At 64.6% G+C, this 16,256-nt stretch carries 12 protein-coding genes; 7 read left to right on the top strand and 5 right to left on the bottom strand.

Translation table 11 applies throughout. The features are described from left to right. The first annotated feature begins 61 nt into the window (after nt 1-61). From ACGLHT_RS06450 to ACGLHT_RS06430, 5 genes are read left to right on the top strand one after another with little or no spacing between them, the layout of a single operon-like run. Nucleotides 62-1,243 (top strand): SfnB family sulfur acquisition oxidoreductase, encoded by a 1,182-nt coding sequence (locus ACGLHT_RS06450; protein ID WP_274120040.1) that lies wholly within the window; start codon nt 62-64, stop codon nt 1,241-1,243. Further along, nucleotides 1,243-2,634, top strand: a complete 1,392-nt coding sequence (locus ACGLHT_RS06445) for an LLM class flavin-dependent oxidoreductase (RefSeq protein WP_274120039.1) — start codon at nt 1,243-1,245, stop codon at nt 2,632-2,634. Before ACGLHT_RS06450 ends, ACGLHT_RS06445 begins: the two co-directional genes overlap by 1 nt. Then, a complete protein-coding gene (locus tag ACGLHT_RS06440; protein ID WP_274120038.1) occupies nt 2,627-3,427 on the top strand; it encodes a MetQ/NlpA family ABC transporter substrate-binding protein in 801 nt (266 codons plus the stop codon). The genes ACGLHT_RS06445 and ACGLHT_RS06440 overlap by 8 nt, the downstream gene beginning before the upstream one ends. Before the next feature lies 1 nt (nt 3,428). Next, on the top strand, nt 3,429-4,538 hold the full coding sequence (locus ACGLHT_RS06435; RefSeq protein WP_274120037.1) for a methionine ABC transporter ATP-binding protein: 1,110 nt from the start codon (nt 3,429-3,431) through the stop codon (nt 4,536-4,538). Continuing rightward, nucleotides 4,528-5,172, top strand: coding sequence for a methionine ABC transporter permease (locus ACGLHT_RS06430; protein WP_008096606.1), 645 nt, complete (start codon nt 4,528-4,530; stop codon nt 5,170-5,172). The genes ACGLHT_RS06435 and ACGLHT_RS06430 overlap by 11 nt, the downstream gene beginning before the upstream one ends. Nucleotides 5,173-5,463: 291 nt before the next feature. Here the strand turns inward: ACGLHT_RS06430 and dibA are convergent, their stop codons facing one another. Then, nucleotides 5,464-7,359, bottom strand: a complete 1,896-nt coding sequence (dibA, locus tag ACGLHT_RS06425; RefSeq protein ID WP_274120036.1) for a phosphodiesterase DibA — start codon at nt 7,357-7,359, stop codon at nt 5,464-5,466. A gap of 146 nt (nt 7,360-7,505) precedes the next feature. Between dibA and desA the strand changes: the two genes are divergently transcribed. Beyond that, on the top strand, nt 7,506-8,690 hold the full coding sequence (gene desA / locus ACGLHT_RS06420) for a delta-9 fatty acid desaturase DesA (protein WP_039614263.1): 1,185 nt from the start codon (nt 7,506-7,508) through the stop codon (nt 8,688-8,690). A gap of 100 nt (nt 8,691-8,790) precedes the next feature. Then, nucleotides 8,791-9,819: a sensor domain-containing diguanylate cyclase gene (locus tag ACGLHT_RS06415; protein WP_039614264.1), complete on the top strand. Its 1,029-nt coding sequence runs from the start codon at nt 8,791-8,793 to the stop codon at nt 9,817-9,819. Nucleotides 9,820-9,934: 115 nt separating this feature from the next. On the opposite strand, the gene ACGLHT_RS06410 is transcribed toward ACGLHT_RS06415, so the two are convergent. The 4 genes from ACGLHT_RS06410 to ACGLHT_RS06395 all read right to left on the bottom strand — a co-directional run bounded on the left by ACGLHT_RS06410 (nt 9,935) and on the right by ACGLHT_RS06395 (nt 16,251). Then, entirely contained in the window at nt 9,935-11,197 is a 1,263-nt protein-coding gene (locus ACGLHT_RS06410; RefSeq protein WP_274120035.1) for a response regulator, read from the bottom strand. A gap of 136 nt (nt 11,198-11,333) precedes the next feature. After that, nucleotides 11,334-12,611: a 4-aminobutyrate--2-oxoglutarate transaminase gene (gabT, locus tag ACGLHT_RS06405; RefSeq protein WP_003255866.1), complete on the bottom strand. Its 1,278-nt coding sequence runs from the start codon at nt 12,609-12,611 to the stop codon at nt 11,334-11,336. 183 nt (nt 12,612-12,794) lie between these two features. Next, the gene (gene gabD / locus ACGLHT_RS06400; protein ID WP_015268576.1) at nt 12,795-14,237 is read right to left on the bottom strand and encodes an NADP-dependent succinate-semialdehyde dehydrogenase; all 1,443 of its coding nucleotides are present in this window, start codon (nt 14,235-14,237) and stop codon (nt 12,795-12,797) included. A 337-nt stretch (nt 14,238-14,574) separates the two neighbouring features. Next, nucleotides 14,575-16,251: an aryl-sulfate sulfotransferase gene (locus ACGLHT_RS06395; protein ID WP_274120034.1), complete on the bottom strand. Its 1,677-nt coding sequence runs from the start codon at nt 16,249-16,251 to the stop codon at nt 14,575-14,577. Between the last annotated feature and the right edge of the window lie 5 nt (nt 16,252-16,256).

Raw genomic sequence — 16,256 nt, 5'->3', positions numbered from 1 at the left:
GTAGGAGCGGCATTGTGTCGCGATGGGCCGCAAAGCGGCCCCAAGGCCCCGGAGAAACACCATGACTACAAACATCATCACCAGCGACACCGAAGCCCTGAACGTCGCCGAAGAAGTCGCCCGACACCTGCGCCGCGACAGCGCCCTGCGCGACCGCGAGCGCCGTCTGCCGCACGCCGAACTGGAACTGTTCACCCGCTCCGGCCTGTGGGCCATCAGCGTGCCCAAGGCCTTCGGCGGCGCCGGCGTGTCCAACGTCACCCTGGCCAAGGTCATCGCCCGCATCGCCCAGGCTGACGGCTCGCTCGGGCAAATCCCGCAAAACCATTTCTATGGCCTGGAAGTGCTGCGGGTAAACGGCGCACCCGAACAGCAACAGCGACTGTACGCCGAAGTACTGGCCGGCAGCCGCTTCGGCAACGCCCTGGCCGAACTGGGCACCAAGACCGCCAACGAGCGCACCACTCGCCTGACCCGCGACGGCGATGGCTTTCGCATCAACGGCCGCAAGTTCTACTCCACCGGCGCCATCTACGCCCAGCGCATTCCCACCTCGGTGGTCGATGAGCACGGCGTACAGCACCTGGCCTTCGTCCCGGCCGACAGCCAGGGCCTGCAGGTGATCGACGACTGGAGCGGCTTCGGCCAGCGCACCACCGGCAGCGGCTCGGTGGTATTCGACAACGTGTACGTCAGCGCCGCCGACGTGGTGCCGTTCCAGAGCGCCTTCGAACGCCCCACCCCGGTCGGCCCGCTGGCGCAGATCCTTCATGCCGCCATCGACACCGGCATCGCCCGCGCCGCATACGAAGATGCCCTGCACTTCGTGCGCACCCGCAGCCGCCCCTGGGTCGACTCCGGCCTGGACAAGGCCAGCGATGACCCGCTGACGCTGAAGAGTTTCGGCCACCTGGCGATCCGCCTGCACGCCGCAGAAGCCTTGCTGGAACGCGCCGGCGAATACCTGGACCGCGCCCGCGACGACAGCACTGCCGACAACGTGGCCGCCGCTTCCATCGCGGTGGCCGAGGCCCGTGCCATCAGCACCGAGATTTCCCTCGCGGCCGGCACCACCCTGTTCGAACTGGGCGGTAGCCAGGCCACCCTGGCCGAACACAACCTCGACCGCCACTGGCGCAACGCCCGCGTGCACACCCTGCACGACCCGGTGCGCTGGAAGTACCACGCCATCGGCAACTACTACCTCAACGATGCCAACCCACCACGCCGGGGGACCATCTGATGGCCAAACAGATCCTGCTCAATGCCTTCAACATGAACTGCATCGGGCACATCAACCACGGCCTGTGGACCCACCCACGGGACACCTCGACCCAGTACAAGACCCTGGATTACTGGACCAGTCTGGCGCGCCTGCTGGAGCGCGGCCTGTTCGACGGGCTGTTCATCGCCGACATCGTCGGCACCTACGACATCTACGGCCAGTCGCTGGACGTCACCCTCAAGGAGTCGATCCAACTACCGGTCAACGACCCGCTGCTGCTGGTCTCGGCCATGGCCGCCGTCACCCGTCACCTGGGCTTCGGCCTTACCGCCAACCTCACCTACGAAGCGCCGTACCTGTTCACCCGGCGCCTTTCCACCCTGGACCACCTGAGCAATGGCCGGGTGGGCTGGAACATCGTCACCGGCTACCTCGACAGCGCTGCCCGGGCCATGGGCCTGACGCAGCAACCCGAGCATGACCGCCGCTACGACCAGGCCGACGAGTACCTGCAGGTGCTGTACAAGCTGCTGGAAGGCAGCTGGGCAGACGATGCCGTGGTCGCCGACCGCCAGCAGCGCGTCTATGCCAGGCCCGACAAGGTGCGCAAGGTCAACCACCAGGGCGAGTTCTACAAGGTCGACGGCTACCACCTGTGCGAGCCCTCGCCGCAACGTACACCGGTACTGTTCCAGGCCGGCAGCTCGCAGCGTGGCCTGGCCTTCGCCGGCAACCATGCCGAATGCGTGTTCATCAGTGGCCAGGACAAAACCGCCACCCGCGCCCAGGTCGACAAGGTGCGCGCCGCCGCCCAGGCCGCTGGCCGCGACCCGCAAGCGGTCAAGGTGTTCATGGGCATCACGGTGATCGTCGCCGCCACCGAGCAGCAGGCCCAGGCCAAGCATGCCGAGTACCTGCGCCATGCCAGCGCCGAGGCCGGGGTCGCGCACTTCGCAGCGTCCACCGGCATCGACTTCGCCGCCTACGCCCTGGATGAGCCGATTGCCTTCAGCCAGGGCAACGCCATCCAGTCGGCCACGCGCCAGTTGCAGGACAACGCCTGGACCCGCCGGCGCCTGCTGCAGCAGCACGCCCTGGGTGGCCGTTACGTGACCCTGGTCGGCGCGCCCGAGCAGGTGGCCGAGCAGCTGATCGCCTGGATCGATGAAACCGGCCTGGACGGTTTCAACCTGACCCGCACCGTAACCCCGGAAAGCTTCGAGGACTTCATCGACCTGGTCATCCCGCAGTTGCAACAGCGTGGCCGCTACAAGACCGCCTACGCCGAAGGCACCCTGCGCGAAAAACTGTTCCAGGCCGACCACCCGCATTTGCCCGCCGACCACCCTGGCTCGGCTTACCGCTTTACCTCTACCCCTGCCCCGACTGGAGCCCTGCACCATGCTTGATAAACTGTTCCGGCCCGTCGCGGCCATTGCCCTCACCCTCGGCCTGTCCGCCAGTGCGCTGGCTGCCGAACCGCTGAAGATCGGCACCACCTCGGCCTTTGCCATCCCGCTGGAAGCCGCAGTGGAAGAAGCGCACAAGCAAGGCCTGGAAGTGAAGCTGGTCGAGTTCAGCGACTGGATCGCACCCAATGTCAGCCTCAACAGCGGCGACATCGACGTGAACTACTTCCAGCACATCCCGTTCCTGGAAAACGCCAAGGCGGCCGCGGGCTTCAACCTGGTGCCCTACGCCCCGGGCATCATCAACAACGTCGGCCTGTACTCGAAAAAGTACAAGAGCTTCGCCGACCTGCCCGAAGGCGCCAGCGTGGCCATCGCCAACGACCCGATCAACAGCGGCCGTGGCCTGCAGCTGCTGGCCAAGGCCGGGCTGATCACCCTCAAGCCGGGGGTCGGCTACAAGGCCACCGAGGACGACATCGTCGCCAACCCGAAGAAACTGAAGATCCTTCAGGTCGAGGCCGTACAGTTGGTACGCGCCTATGACGACGCCGACCTGGTGCAGGGCTACCCGGCCTACATCCGCCTGGCCAACAGCTTCGACGCCAGCTCCGCACTGCTGTTCGACGGCCTGGAGAACAAGGAGTACGTGATCCAGTTCGTCATTCGACCGCAAAGCAAGGACGACCCACGCCTGGCCAAGTTCGTCGACATCTACCAGCACTCACCAGTGGTGCGCGCAGCCTTGGACAAAGCCCACGGCAAGCTCTACCAGGCCGGTTGGGAGGGCTGACATGAGCCAGGCCAGCGCGCTCCGGGCGCCCACCGCACAACCACTGCCGCCAACGGCCAGGGAGCAGGCCTTGCGCCCGGAGGTCAATGAAGCCCATGTGCGCTTCATCGGCCTGGGCAAGACCTACCCGGGCCAGGCGCAACCGGCCTTGCAAGGCATCGACCTGAACATCCGCCATCGCGAGATCTTCGGCATCATCGGCCGCAGCGGCGCCGGCAAGTCATCGCTGCTGCGTACCATCAACCGTCTGGAGCAACCCAGCCAGGGCCGGGTGCTGATCGACCAGGTAGACATCGCGCCCTTCGACGAGGACCACCTGGTAGCCCTGCGTCGGCGTATCGGCATGATCTTCCAGCACTTCAACCTGATGTCGGCCAAGACCGTGTGGCAGAACGTCGAGCTGCCCCTGAAGGTGGCCGGCGTGGCCAAGGCCGAACGACAGCGCAAGGTGCGCGAACTGCTGGAGCTGGTCGGCCTGCAGGAAAAGCACCACGTGTACCCGGCGCAGCTGTCCGGCGGGCAGAAACAGCGCGTGGGCATTGCCCGGGCGCTGGTGCATGACCCCGAGATCCTGCTGTGCGACGAGGCCACTTCGGCGCTGGACCCGGAGACCACCGCTTCCATTCTCGAACTGCTGCGCGACATCAACCAGCGCCTGGGCCTGACCATCGTGCTGATCACCCATGAAATGGCGGTAATCCGCGATATCTGCCACCGGGTGGTGGTGCTGGAACGTGGAGAAGTGGTCGAGCAGGGTGAGGTCTGGCGGGTGTTTGGCTCACCACGCCACGAAGTCACCCGTACCCTGCTGGCACCGTTGCAAGCCAGGTTGCCAGCCACGCTGCAAGCCAGCCTGCGGGCCAGCCCGACAAGCCGCGACAGTGCCGTGGTGCTGAGGCTGACCCTGCTCGGCGAGCCCGAACTGTCTGCCCTGTTCAACGACCTTGGCGGCCGCGTGCGCCTGCTGCAGGGCGGTGTGGAAACCATTGGCGAGCATGCCCTAGGGCAGCTGATCCTGTCGGTGCAGCACTCGCCGCACGACACCCATCAATTGCTGGAACGCGCCCGCCGCTGGGCCGAGGACGTGGAGGTACTGGGCCATGTGGTTTGATCGCCTGCTGGAAGGCTTGCTCGATACCCTGCTGATGGTTGGCGTGTCGTCGCTGATCGCCCTGCTGGTGGGGGTACCGATGGCGGTGCTGCTGGTCACCAGCGACAAGGGCGGGATCTTCGAGGCGCCGCTGCTGAACCGGGTGCTGGGTGCCTTCGTCAACCTGTTCCGCTCGATCCCGTTCCTGATCCTGATGGTCGCACTGATCCCCTTCACCCGCCTGGTGGTGGGTACCACCTATGGCGTGTGGGCGGCGGTGGTGCCGCTGACCATTGCCGCCACGCCGTTCTTCGCGCGGATTGCCGAGGTCAGCCTGCGCGAAGTCGACCACGGCCTGGTGGAGGCTGCGCAGGCCATGGGCTGCCGACGCTGGCACATTGTCTGGCACGTGCTGCTGCCAGAGGCGCTGCCGGGGATTGTCGGGGGCTTCACCATTACCCTGGTGACCCTGATCAACTCCTCGGCCATGGCCGGAGCGATCGGTGCCGGGGGACTGGGAGACATCGCCTACCGCTATGGCTACCAGCGCTTCGACAGCCAGATCATGCTGACCGTGATTGCCATGCTGGTGGCGTTGGTGGCGTTGATCCAGCTGGGTGGAGACCGGTTGGCGAAAGGCTTGAACAAGCGCTGAATGCTTCGCGGGCACGCCCGCTCCCACAGGTACTGCACAGGGCTTGAATACAACGATATCCCTGTGGGAGATGGCCCAGCCCTTTGGGCTGCGCTGTCGCGCAGATAACTGAATTCGCAAGCGATCCTCGTACCCTGTGGGAGCGGCTTTAGCCGCGAAGAATCCAACGCGGTGCATGGCACCGGCTGCGCCGGTGTTCGCGGCTAAAGCCGCTCCCACAGGGTCCCTGCTGATTCAATGAGTTATGTGCAGTTCTATTCTATGGGAGCGGGCATGCCCGCGAAGGAGCCTTCAACCCCAGCGAAGATCCCCGGCAGGCACCGGCCGCCCGAACCAGTACCCCTGCCCCAGCTGACACAGCTCATGCAGCAGGAAACTGGCCTGTTCTGCCTGCTCGATGCCCTCGGCATGCACCTGCATGCCCATGCTGCGGGCCAGGGCGATGATCACCCGGACGATCGCGATGTCGTCCTCATCCAGCGGCAACCCGGCAACGAAGCCCTGGTCGATCTTCAGCTTCTGCACCGGCAAGCGCTTTAACCGCAGCAGCGATGAATAACCGGTGCCGAAGTCGTCGATGGCCAGGGTCACCCCCAGCTCGCGCAGGCGATGCAACTGCTCCAGGGCCACCTCCGGGTCCTCCATCACCGCGCTCTCGGTCACCTCCAGCTCCAGCAAGGCCGGGGCCAGGCCGGTGTCGTGCAGCACCTCGGCCACCTGCTGGTACAGCTCGTGCTGGCCAAACAGGCGACTGGAGATGTTCACCGCCACGAATGCCAACTGCCGCCCTTCACCCTGCCATCGCACCATCTGCCGACACGCCTGGCGCAGTACCCAGGCGTCGATCTCGGCAATCAGCCCGGTACGCTCGGCAATCGGGATGAACTCACCCGGCGGCACCAGGCCCCGCTGGGGGTGCTGCCAGCGCACCAGGGCCTCGACGCCGACCTGGCGGCCGCTCGCCAGGTCGTGCACCGGCTGGTAGAACACCCGCAGCTCGTCCTGCTCCAGGGCCCGGCGCAGTTCGCCGGCGGTTTCGACCCGCTGCTGGGCGTGGGCGGTCAGCTCTTCGGTGTACAGCGCGTAGCAGGCCCGCCCGTTGCTCTTGGCCTTGTACAACGCCGAGTCGGCATTGCGCAGCAACTGCTCGGCACTCAAGGCATCGCTGGGGAACAGGCTGATGCCCACGCTGACACTGATGAACAGGCGGTGACCGTCGAACAGGAACGGCTCGCGCATGCGCTCGATGATGCCCTGCGCCAGCTTGCCCGCCTGGCCGACCTCATGGCAGTTTTCCGCCAGCACGCCAAATTCGTCGCCCCCCAGGCGCGCCAGGGTCACGCCGCTGCCCAGCACCTCACCCAGGCGCTCGCCCACCAGTTTCAGCAACTGGTCGCCAATGGTGTGACCAAGGCCGTCGTTGATGCTCTGGAAGTGGTCCAGGTCCAGCAACAGCAGGGCACAACCACGCTTGTTGGCCTGGGCTGCCGCCAGGGCCTGCTCGACCCGGTCATTGAACAGCAGGCGATTGGGCAGGTCGGTCAGCGGGTCGTGGTGGGCCAGGTAGGCCAGTTCCTGTTCCGAATGCTTGATCGCGCTGATGTCGCTGAACACCGCCACGTAATGGCTGAGCTCGCCTTCATCGTCGCGGATGGCGCAAATGGTCTGCCACTGCGGGTAGATTTCACCACTCTTGCGCCGGTTCCAGATTTCGCCGCTCCACTCGCCCTTTTCCGCCAGGGTGGCGAATATCTGCTGGTAGAACGCCAGGCCATGGCGGCCCGACTTGAATTTGTTCGGACGCTGGCCGATGACCTCGTCCTGCTGGTAGCCGGTGATGCGCATGAAGGCACGGTTGACGTGCACGATCAGGCCATGGCGGTCGGTCACCAGCACGCCTTCGAGGGTGCTGTCGAACACTGCCGCAGCCATGCGCAGGCGTTCACGGTCTTCACCACGCATACGCGCGCCAACGCCGATGAAGTCGAGCAGACGTACCCTCGATACATAGATCAGCAAGGCGCTCAGCAGCACCCAGACCACCACGTTGATCTGCCGGCCCACGGTCAGTGCCAGGGGATCCTCGGTCATGCCGTGCAACACCACCTCGGCCAGCGTCAGCCAGAGGATCGAGAGCACCACATACAGCGCAGCCATGCGCAAGGCGTCGCGAACGGAAACAGACATGTCGGGTGCAATTGCCCATAAAAAATGATGGGGCATTATAAAGGCTGAAACATGTCGTGACTTCCTATCTGAACGGGTGACTGTATTTATTTCCTGCCCAAGGGATAATCAGCCCCTCCTCCTGCATTCCGAGGGTATTTACACCTATGTGGTACAACGGCCTGCTCGACTTGTCGGCCTGGCAACTGGTCGGCATCACCCTGCTGATGACCCACGTGACCATCGTCAGCGTCACGGTCTACCTGCACCGCTATTCCGCGCACCGGGCCCTGGAGCTCAATGGCGCGCTCAAGCACTTCTTCCGTTTCTGGCTGTGGCTGACCACGGCGCAGAACACCCGCGAATGGACTGCCGTCCACCGCAAGCACCACGCCAAATGCGAAACCCCCGACGACCCGCACAGCCCGCTGTACAAGGGCCTGGGCACGGTGCTGCGCAAGGGTGCAGAGCTTTACCGGGAAGAGGCGCGCAACCCCGAAACCCTGCGCATCTACGGCAAGAACTGCCCGGACGACTGGATCGAGCGCAACCTCTACTCGCGCTACAAGCTGGGTGGCATCGCGCTGATGGCGGTAATCGACCTGCTGCTGTTCGGCACCATCGGCATCACCATCTGGGCAGTGCAGATGATGTGGATTCCGTTCTGGGCCGCCGGCGTGGTCAACGGCCTGGGCCACGCTCTCGGCTACCGCAACTTCGAGTGCCGCGACGCCGCCACCAACCTGGTGCCGTGGGGCATCGTCATCGGTGGCGAAGAGCTGCACAATAACCACCACACCTACCCCAACTCGGCCAAGCTGTCGGTCAAGCGCTGGGAGTTCGACATGGGTTGGGCGTGGATCCGCCTGTTCTGCCTGCTGCGCCTGGCCAAGGTGCAGCGCGTCGCGCCCATCGCCCACCGGGTGGCCGGCAAGGCCAGCCTGGACATGGACACCGCCATGGCCATCCTCAACAACCGTTTCCAGATCATGGCCCAGTACCGCAAGCTGGTGATCGGCCCGCTGGTCAAGCAGGAACTGGCCCGCGTCGATGCCTCGCTGCGCCACCACTTCCGCCGCGCCAAGCGCCTGTTGTCGCGCGAGACCAGCCTGCTGGAAGACCGCCACCATGTGCGCATCGAGTCGATGCTCGCCCACAGCCAGGCGCTGAAGACCATCTACGAAAAACGCCTGGCCCTGCAGCAGATCTGGGCGCGCACCAGCGCCAACGGCCACGACATGCTGGCCGCCATGAAGGACTGGGTACATGAGGCGGAAACCAGCGGCATCCATGCCCTGCGCGACTTCGCGGCACAGCTCAAGACCTACTCCCTGCGCCCGACCGGCGCCTGACCGCCGTTGATCGGCACGCCCCTTTGGCGGGGCGTGCCGCCCGGAACTTCGCCCTCTCGTTTACACTCATATCTGGCACATCGCCCGCGTGGCGGGCCAGATGCTGGCCGCACGCTTTCACGCCGAGATCTGCTCCGTGCACATGGCCAAGAACATTCCAACGACACTGCCCGGCACCCCGCCTCCCGAAGCCGCCCAGACCTTGCTTGCGCTGCTCCACGCCCAGGGCGAGGTTGCCCGCCTGAGCGAGCGCGAGCAGCTGTTCAGCTCGCTGCTCGACAGCGTCAACGCGGTGCTATGGGCCTTCGACTGGGAAACCCGTCAGGTGCTGTACGTCAGCCCCGCCTACGAACGCATCTTCGGCCGCCCGGCCAGCCTGGTGCTGGCCGACTACAACGAGTGGCGCGACAGCATCTACCCCGACGACCTGGAGTTCGCCGAGCGCAGCCTGGCCCAGGTACTGCTCAAGGGCTCGGTGGAAGACCGCGAGTACCGCATCCTCAATGCCGACGGCCAGCTACGCTGGCTGAGCGACAAGTGCTACATCAACCAGCAACGCGATGGCGACCGGGTGATCATCGTCGGCATCGCCGAAGACATCACCGAGAAGAAGCAGCTCGAAGGTGAACTGCAGCGCCTGGCCACCACCGACGTGCTGACCCAGAGCAGCAACCGCCGGCACTTTTTCGAATGCGCCCAGCAAGCCTTCGACAGCGCCCGCGAAGACGGTACGCCACTGGCCTTCCTGCTGCTGGACATCGACGACTTCAAGCGCATCAACGACAGCTACGGTCACCAGGAAGGCGACCAGGTGTTGCAGCAGATCGCCGATAGCGGCAAGGCCGTGCTACGCCGAGGTGACCTGTTCGGGCGCATTGGTGGCGAGGAGTTCGCGGCAGTGTTCCCCGGCTGTAGTGCTCAGGTCGCGGAGCAGATTGCCGAGCGCTTGCAGCGGCAGATCCAGCGGCTGAGTTTCAGCCATGGTGAGCAGACCTACGGGGTGACGGTGAGCCAGGGGGTGACCGGGCTGACTGACGAGGATGTGGCGCTGGACAGCCTGTATGCCAGGGCCGATGCGGCGATGTACCAGGCCAAGCGACAGGGCAAGAACCAGATCGTCCGCGGCTGAGCCTTTGGGGGGGCTTTGCCCCCCTATCGCGACACAAGGCCGCTCCTACAGGCAACCGCGCACCCGTGTAGGAGCGGCCTTGTGTCGCGATGGGCCGCAAAGCGGCCCCAAGATCTCAGCCCGAAACTTCACCCTCAGCTAAAGGCGGTTCTTCCTGCTGCGGTTTCACCTCCGGGTTCTCCACCTTACTCAACCGCCTCAGTTCCGGCAGACCAAGCTTGAGCAGCCGCGCGGTCTTGCTGCTGGCCACCTTCTCCAGCCCCTGCTCGGCCGGCAGCCGCGACAGTTGCCCGGCCAGGTTCATGGCCAGGATCTCCCGCGAATACACCCCGCCGCCCAGCTGGTAGATCGCCGCAATCAACTCGCGCAACCCCAGCGGCAACCGCCAGCGCGTACGCAGCGCCGAGCCGAACGCCGCCCCGAACTCATTGAGCGACAGCTGCACCTGGTCCTCATCCAGCTCGCCCCCGGCCAGCCGCCATTCCTGCAGGCAACGCAGCACCGCCAGGTCGCCCAGGCAATGCAGCAACCCCGCGCAATAACAACGCCCTTCGTCCAGCTCGAGCATGCGTGCCAAGGTGCGGCCATATTCGGCAGCGTGCAGCGACAACCCCCAGTAACGGGCCGCATGCTCCGCCAGCAGCGGGTCGCTGAGGCGCGCACTGCGCTTGAGGGTCATGCCCAGGATCAGGTTCATGCTCTGGGTGCTGCCAAGCTTGTTCAAGGCCTGCAGCAACGTCTGCACCGGTGCTTCGCGGTGCAGCGCTGCGCTGTTGGCCGCAGCGATCAGCACGGCGGTGATCTGCGGGTCGCCCTGCACTTCCTCTTCGAGCACTCTCAGGTTCAAGCCCTGGGGGTTGAGCGCGCGCTTGATCGCCACCTGCACATCGGCCAGCAGCGGCCCGCCATCGGCGGTAGCGCGACGCTGTTCGAGGTAGGCCGGCAGGCTGGCACCTGCCTGCAAGGCCGGCACCGGGCAGGCGATCTCTTCGCCAACCGCCAACAGCAACTCTTCCAGGCGCTTGCGCAGGGTGTCCAGGTTCAGCGGCTTGCTCAGGTAGGCCGTGGGGTGCAAGGGCAGTGCTTCGCGCACACTGGCACTGTCGCTGCGGTTGCTCATGAGAATGAACGGCAACCCCGGACCTTTGGCACGCACCTTGCGCAACAAGTCGAGGCCATCGACACCGGCCAGTTCGCGCGCGGCGATGATCAGGTCGGGTTTGCTGGACAGCGCACTCAAGGCCTGCGAGCCGTCGGCGCAGACCTGAAGCCGGGCATCACAGCGCACGCTCAGCAGCATTTCGCTGAGCATGTCGCGTACCCAGGGGTCGCCCTCGACAATCAGTACGCTTGGTGGGGTGGGGTCTGCAGCGTTCATCGCCAACTCCTGAATAGCCCTGACACACAGTCCGTCGCAGCTTCCTGAGCAAATCCTCCGACAACGATAGCGCCCCACGGCTTTCCTGGGCACAAAAAAAACCCGCCGAAGCGGGTTTTTTCTGAAGCACGTCACATCAGGCGATTTCAGCGAAGCACTCTTCGATGATAGCCAGGCCTTTGTCCAGCAGAGCGTCTTCGGCGGTCAGCGGAACCAGGATACGCAGGACGTTGCCGTAGGTGCCGCAGGACAGCAGGATCAGGCCCTTCTCGCGCGCCTTGGCGACAACCTGGCCAACGGCAGCAGCGTTCGGGGTATGAGTGCCTTTCTCGAAGACTTCGACAGCGATCATCGAGCCCAGACCACGGACGTCACCGATGATCGGGTACTTCTTCTGGATTTCGCGCAGGCCAGCGGTCAGGCGCTCACCCACAGCTTTGCTGCGGTCCAGCAGTTTCTCTTCTTCGAACACTTCGATCACGGCCAGGGCCGCGGCGCAAGCGATCGGCGAACCGGCGTAGGTGCCGCCCAGGCCGCCAGGAGCGATGGCGTCCATGTACTCGGCCTTGCCGCACACACCGGCCAGCGGGAAGCCGCCAGCGATGGATTTGGCGAAGGTGGTCAGGTCAGGCGCAACGCCCATCTGTTCCATGGCGAAGAAGGTGCCGGTACGGCCAGCGCCGGTCTGTACTTCGTCGGCGATCAGCAGGATGCCGTGCTGGTCGCACAGGGCGCGCAGGCGCTTCATCAGCTCTTTCGGCGCTGGCAGGAAGCCGCCTTCGCCTTGTACCGGCTCGAGGATGATCGCGGCGATGTCGCGCGGCTCGGCGTCGTTCTTGAAGATGCGCTCGACCGAGGCGATGGCGTCGTCAACGCTGATGCCGTGCAGTTCGCTCGGGAACAGGGCGCGGAAGATGCCACCTGGCATCAGGCCCATGCCAGCGGAGTACGGCACGACCTTGCCGGTCAGGCCCAGGGTCATCATGGTACGGCCGTGGTAGCCGCCGGTGAAGGCGATGACGCCAGCGCGGCCAGTGGCGGCACGGGCGATCTTGACGGCGTTTTCAACGGCTTCGGAGCCGGTGGTGACCAGCAGGGTCTTCTTGTCGAAGTCGCCTGGGACCAGCTTGTTGATCTTTTCGCACAGCTCTACATAAGGTTCGTAGGCCAGCACCTGGAAGCAGGTGTGGCTGACCTTGGTCAGCTGCTCTTGCACGGCCGCAACCACTTTCGGGTGCAGGTGGCCGGTGTTCAGTACTGCGATGCCGCCGGCGAAGTCGATCAGTTCGCGGCCTTCAACGTCGATCACGGTCGAGTTCTTCGCGGTATCGACGAAGATCGGGTGGATCTGGCCAACGCCACGTGGGACGGCGGCGACACGACGTTGCATCAAGGATTCGTTGGTCTTGCTCATAATGCCCTCATTGCGCCGGTTTGGAGTGGCGCTTTTATTCGGGGGTGGCTGGGAGTGCTCGCGAACAGTATTCGTTGATCGACTGCCGTGAACGCCCTGGCCACCAGGTACTGCGATGTAAAAAAGGCCAGCGAGACGTCGCTCTCGCGCCCCGCTGGCAGAGGTAAAGCCGTTACCGTGCTATCAGACGCTGATGCACAGGTATTTGATTTCGAGGTAGTCCTCGATACCGTACTTGGAACCTTCGCGGCCCAGGCCCGAAGCCTTGATGCCACCGAACGGTGCCACTTCGTTGGAGATCAGGCCGGTGTTGATACCTACCATGCCGTATTCCAGGGCTTCGGCAACACGGAACACACGGCTCATGTCGCGGGCGTAGAAGTACGAGGCCAGGCCGAACTCGGTGTCGTTGGACATGGCGATGACTTCGGCCTCGTCCTTGAAGCGGAACAGCGGCGCCAGCGGGCCGAAGGTCTCTTCCTTGGCGACGGCAGCGGTCTTCGGTACGTCGACCAGAATGGTCGGCTCGAAGAAGTTGCCTTCGATGATCTTGCCACCGGACAGTACCTTGGCGCCTTTGCCAACGGCGTCTTCGATGTGTTCCTGGACCTTGGCGACAGCCTTGCCGTCGATCAGTGGGCCAGTGGTGGTGCCTTCTTCCAGGCCGTTACCGATCTTCAGCTTGGCAACCGCGGCGGCCAGCTTCTGGGCGAACGCGTCGTAGACGCCGTCCTGCACGTAGATACGGTTGGCGCAGACGCAGGTCTGGCCGTTGTTGCGGTACTTGGAGATGATCGCGCCCTCGACCGCCTTGTCCAGGTCGGCGTCGTCGAACACGATGAACGGGGCGTTGCCACCCAGCTCCAGGGAAACCTTCTTGATGTCCTTGGCGCATTCTTCCATCAGCTGGCGACCGATTTCGGTCGAGCCGGTGAAGGACAGCTTGCGGACCAGGGAGTTGCCGGTCAGTTCACCGCCAACTTCGCCAGCGCTGCCGGTAACCACGCTCAGCACGCCAGCCGGGATGCCGGCACGGTGGGCCAGCTCGACCAGGGCCAGGGCGGAGTACGGGGTCTGCGAGGCAGGCTTGAGCACCATGGTGCAGCCAGCGGCCAGGGCCGGGCCAGCTTTACGGGTAATCATGGCGGCCGGGAAGTTCCACGGGGTGATGGCCGCGGTAACGCCGATTGGCTGCTTGATGACGATCAGGCGCTTGTCTGGCTGGTGGCCCGGGATGGTGTCACCGTAGACGCGCTTGGCTTCTTCGGCGAACCACTCGATGAACGAGGCAGCATAGGCGATTTCGCCCTTGGCTTCGGCCAGCGGCTTGCCTTGTTCGGTGGTCATCAGACGAGCCAGGTCGTCCTGGTTCTCGATCATCAGTTCGAACCAGCGACGCAGCTTGGCCGAACGCTCCTTGGCGGTCAGGGCACGCCAGGCCGGCAGGGCCTTGTCGGCGGCTTCGATGGCGCGGCGGGTTTCCGCGGTGCCCATCTTCGGCACGGTACCGATGACTTCACCAGTGGCCGGGTTGGTGACCTTGATGGTCTGGCCGTTGTCCGCATCCAGCCACTCACCATTGATGTAGGCTTGCTGGCGGAACAACTGAGCGTCTTTGAGCTGCATGTCGGCTTCCCGAATTGTTGATTGTTGAAAAGCGCCCAAGGCAGGGCATCGAGCGTTTGAAATCTCAAACGAATGCTAAGCGGCTGCTGGGGTGTTGGACAATAGGCTGTTCGAAAAAAAGAACGAATGGTTGAACACCCTGGCGGAAATTTCATCATTTGCATAATGGCAACGGGCCTCTTCGCGGGCACGCCCGCTCCCACAGGTACCCCACCGGTTTCGAACTCGGTGCAGTACCTGTGGGAGCGGGCGTGCCCGCGAAGAGGCCAGTACAGGTTAGACGAACGAGCTGAAGAAATGTGATGGGAGGACCGACGGCCCTCCCGGAAGGGATGGGTCAGAAGGCCTTGGCCAGGTCGATCACCAGGGCCCGGTAACCCACGCTGCCCGGCTGCCGGCTGTGCACCTTCAGCTCCACCAGCACCTCCTGAGTCCCGCGCCGCACCTCGTTGAGCACGGTGGTGGTCAGTTTCTCCGGGGTCAGGAAGTTCACCGACGCCGAGTAGATGAACTGGGTGTCGGTCTCCGGCCGGTAGGCCACCACCGAGGTCACCGGGCTGTACCACTCGTCACCGCGCTCCTTGCCATATTCCCACACCTGTTCGACCGTGCCCTTGGCCTCGTCGATGCGGTACTCCACCGCCCGGCTGTAGTTGCCGGTCAGTCTGGTCGGCGCAAAGTCGCGGCCCCAGCCGTTGTCGAACACGGTCAGTGTGCCTTTGCCGGTCAGCCAGGCGGTGTGCTGGGTCCAGGACCAGTCGAAGCCTTCGCTCGCCACCGGCTTCAGCACTTTCTCGCGCAGACGCTCAGGCCAGCCTTGGGGCGAGGCGAGAATCCACTTCACCTGCTTGTCGCGGCCGATCTTCACCACGCCCTGGTGCCGTGCTGAAACGATGATGCTGTCGTCATCGGCGTCGTAGTCGATGGCATTGACGTGCGCCCAGTTACGCCCGGTGCCCACCCCCGGGGTGTCACCAAAGGGCAGGTCACCCTCGGCCAGTTCGTTGGCCAGCCGCTCGTCCTGTTTCTGCACCCCGGCCGGCAACTGGATGGCTGCCTTGCCCAGGGTTTCCAGCAGGTCGCCACGGTACGGGTCGAGGATCTGGTTGAGGTCCCAGAAGTCCAGCACATCACCGGCCTCGTCGACCTCGATGATGTGGTCGCGGATCGAGCGCACGCGCTTGCCGTCGGGCCGGCGATAGTCACTGGTGCCCACCCGCAGCAGGTAGGTGCCATTGGCGGTCTCACGGATTTCATGGGAGAAGTCGGCGAACTTGTCGGGCAGGCTGCGCTGCCAGATGCGCCGGCCCAGCAGGTCGTACTTGGAATAGGTCTGGCCCTGGCCCCAGATCAGCTTGCCGTCGCGGGTCTGATGGAAGCCCATGGTGCCGCCCAGGCCATCGCGGCGGTTGGAGTCGTGGATCTGCTCGATGTCCAGGTACCAGCGCACATCGCCATTGCTGTCGGCGATCCAGTTGTTGCCCACCTGGTCCCATTCCGCCGCACCTCCCAGGGCATTCCACTTGAAGGCACGCCCGCCCGGGATGTCCCCCTGCAGATGGTTGAACAGGTACAGGCGCTTTTCAAAACCTGGCGCTACCTTGACCGGCTGCACCTCAGGCAAGGCAGCGGTCTGCCTGGCCACCACCGGCAGGCGCACGGCCGGGGCGTAGATCTGGTACTGCTCGCGGATGCGCTCGCCGTCGAGCTTGTAGGTCACTTCCACCTGGTTGACGTGATCCGGGTACAGGCCGAATACCGGGATGCCGCCATAGGTCCACAACGAACGGTCGGACACCTCGTAGGCGATGTCCACACCGCGCTCGCCCCGCCCCAGCACGCGCACGTGCGCGGCACTCAGGCTGCGCCCACCGTCGCGAATGATCGCGGTCAGCGGCGCCAGGCGATACGGGTTGACCACCACGTCGCCGAGCAGCGCCTCGTCACGTTCGGGAACCTTGGCGGTCAGGCAGGCGCCTTCAGGCAATGCAGGGGTTTCGGTCTTGGCATTCATGGCAT

Source organism: Pseudomonas sp. PsB (genome assembly GCF_043658375.1).
Classification (GTDB): Bacteria; Pseudomonadota; Gammaproteobacteria; order Pseudomonadales; family Pseudomonadaceae; genus Aquipseudomonas; species Aquipseudomonas putida_Z.
The sequence above is the reverse complement of the archived record's forward strand: the minus strand, read 5'-3'. Positions and strand labels throughout refer to the sequence as shown.

Bases quoted from the DNA above. Each gene is read 5' to 3' on its own strand.
- ACGLHT_RS06450 (WP_274120040.1), top strand. From the start codon at position 62: ATGACTACAAACATCATCACCAGCGACACCGAAGCCCTGAACGTCGCC.
- ACGLHT_RS06445 (WP_274120039.1), top strand. From the start codon at position 1,243: ATGGCCAAACAGATCCTGCTCAATGCCTTCAACATGAACTGCATCGGG.
- ACGLHT_RS06440 (WP_274120038.1), top strand. From the start codon at position 2,627: ATGCTTGATAAACTGTTCCGGCCCGTCGCGGCCATTGCCCTCACCCTC.
- ACGLHT_RS06435 (WP_274120037.1), top strand. From the start codon at position 3,429: ATGAGCCAGGCCAGCGCGCTCCGGGCGCCCACCGCACAACCACTGCCG.
- ACGLHT_RS06430 (WP_008096606.1), top strand. From the start codon at position 4,528: ATGTGGTTTGATCGCCTGCTGGAAGGCTTGCTCGATACCCTGCTGATG.
- dibA (WP_274120036.1), bottom strand. From the start codon at position 7,359: ATGTCTGTTTCCGTTCGCGACGCCTTGCGCATGGCTGCGCTGTATGTG.
- desA (WP_039614263.1), top strand. From the start codon at position 7,506: ATGTGGTACAACGGCCTGCTCGACTTGTCGGCCTGGCAACTGGTCGGC.
- ACGLHT_RS06415 (WP_039614264.1), top strand. From the start codon at position 8,791: ATGCTGGCCGCACGCTTTCACGCCGAGATCTGCTCCGTGCACATGGCC.
- ACGLHT_RS06410 (WP_274120035.1), bottom strand. From the start codon at position 11,197: ATGAACGCTGCAGACCCCACCCCACCAAGCGTACTGATTGTCGAGGGC.
- gabT (WP_003255866.1), bottom strand. From the start codon at position 12,611: ATGAGCAAGACCAACGAATCCTTGATGCAACGTCGTGTCGCCGCCGTC.
- gabD (WP_015268576.1), bottom strand. From the start codon at position 14,237: ATGCAGCTCAAAGACGCTCAGTTGTTCCGCCAGCAAGCCTACATCAAT.
- ACGLHT_RS06395 (WP_274120034.1), bottom strand. From the start codon at position 16,251: ATGAATGCCAAGACCGAAACCCCTGCATTGCCTGAAGGCGCCTGCCTG.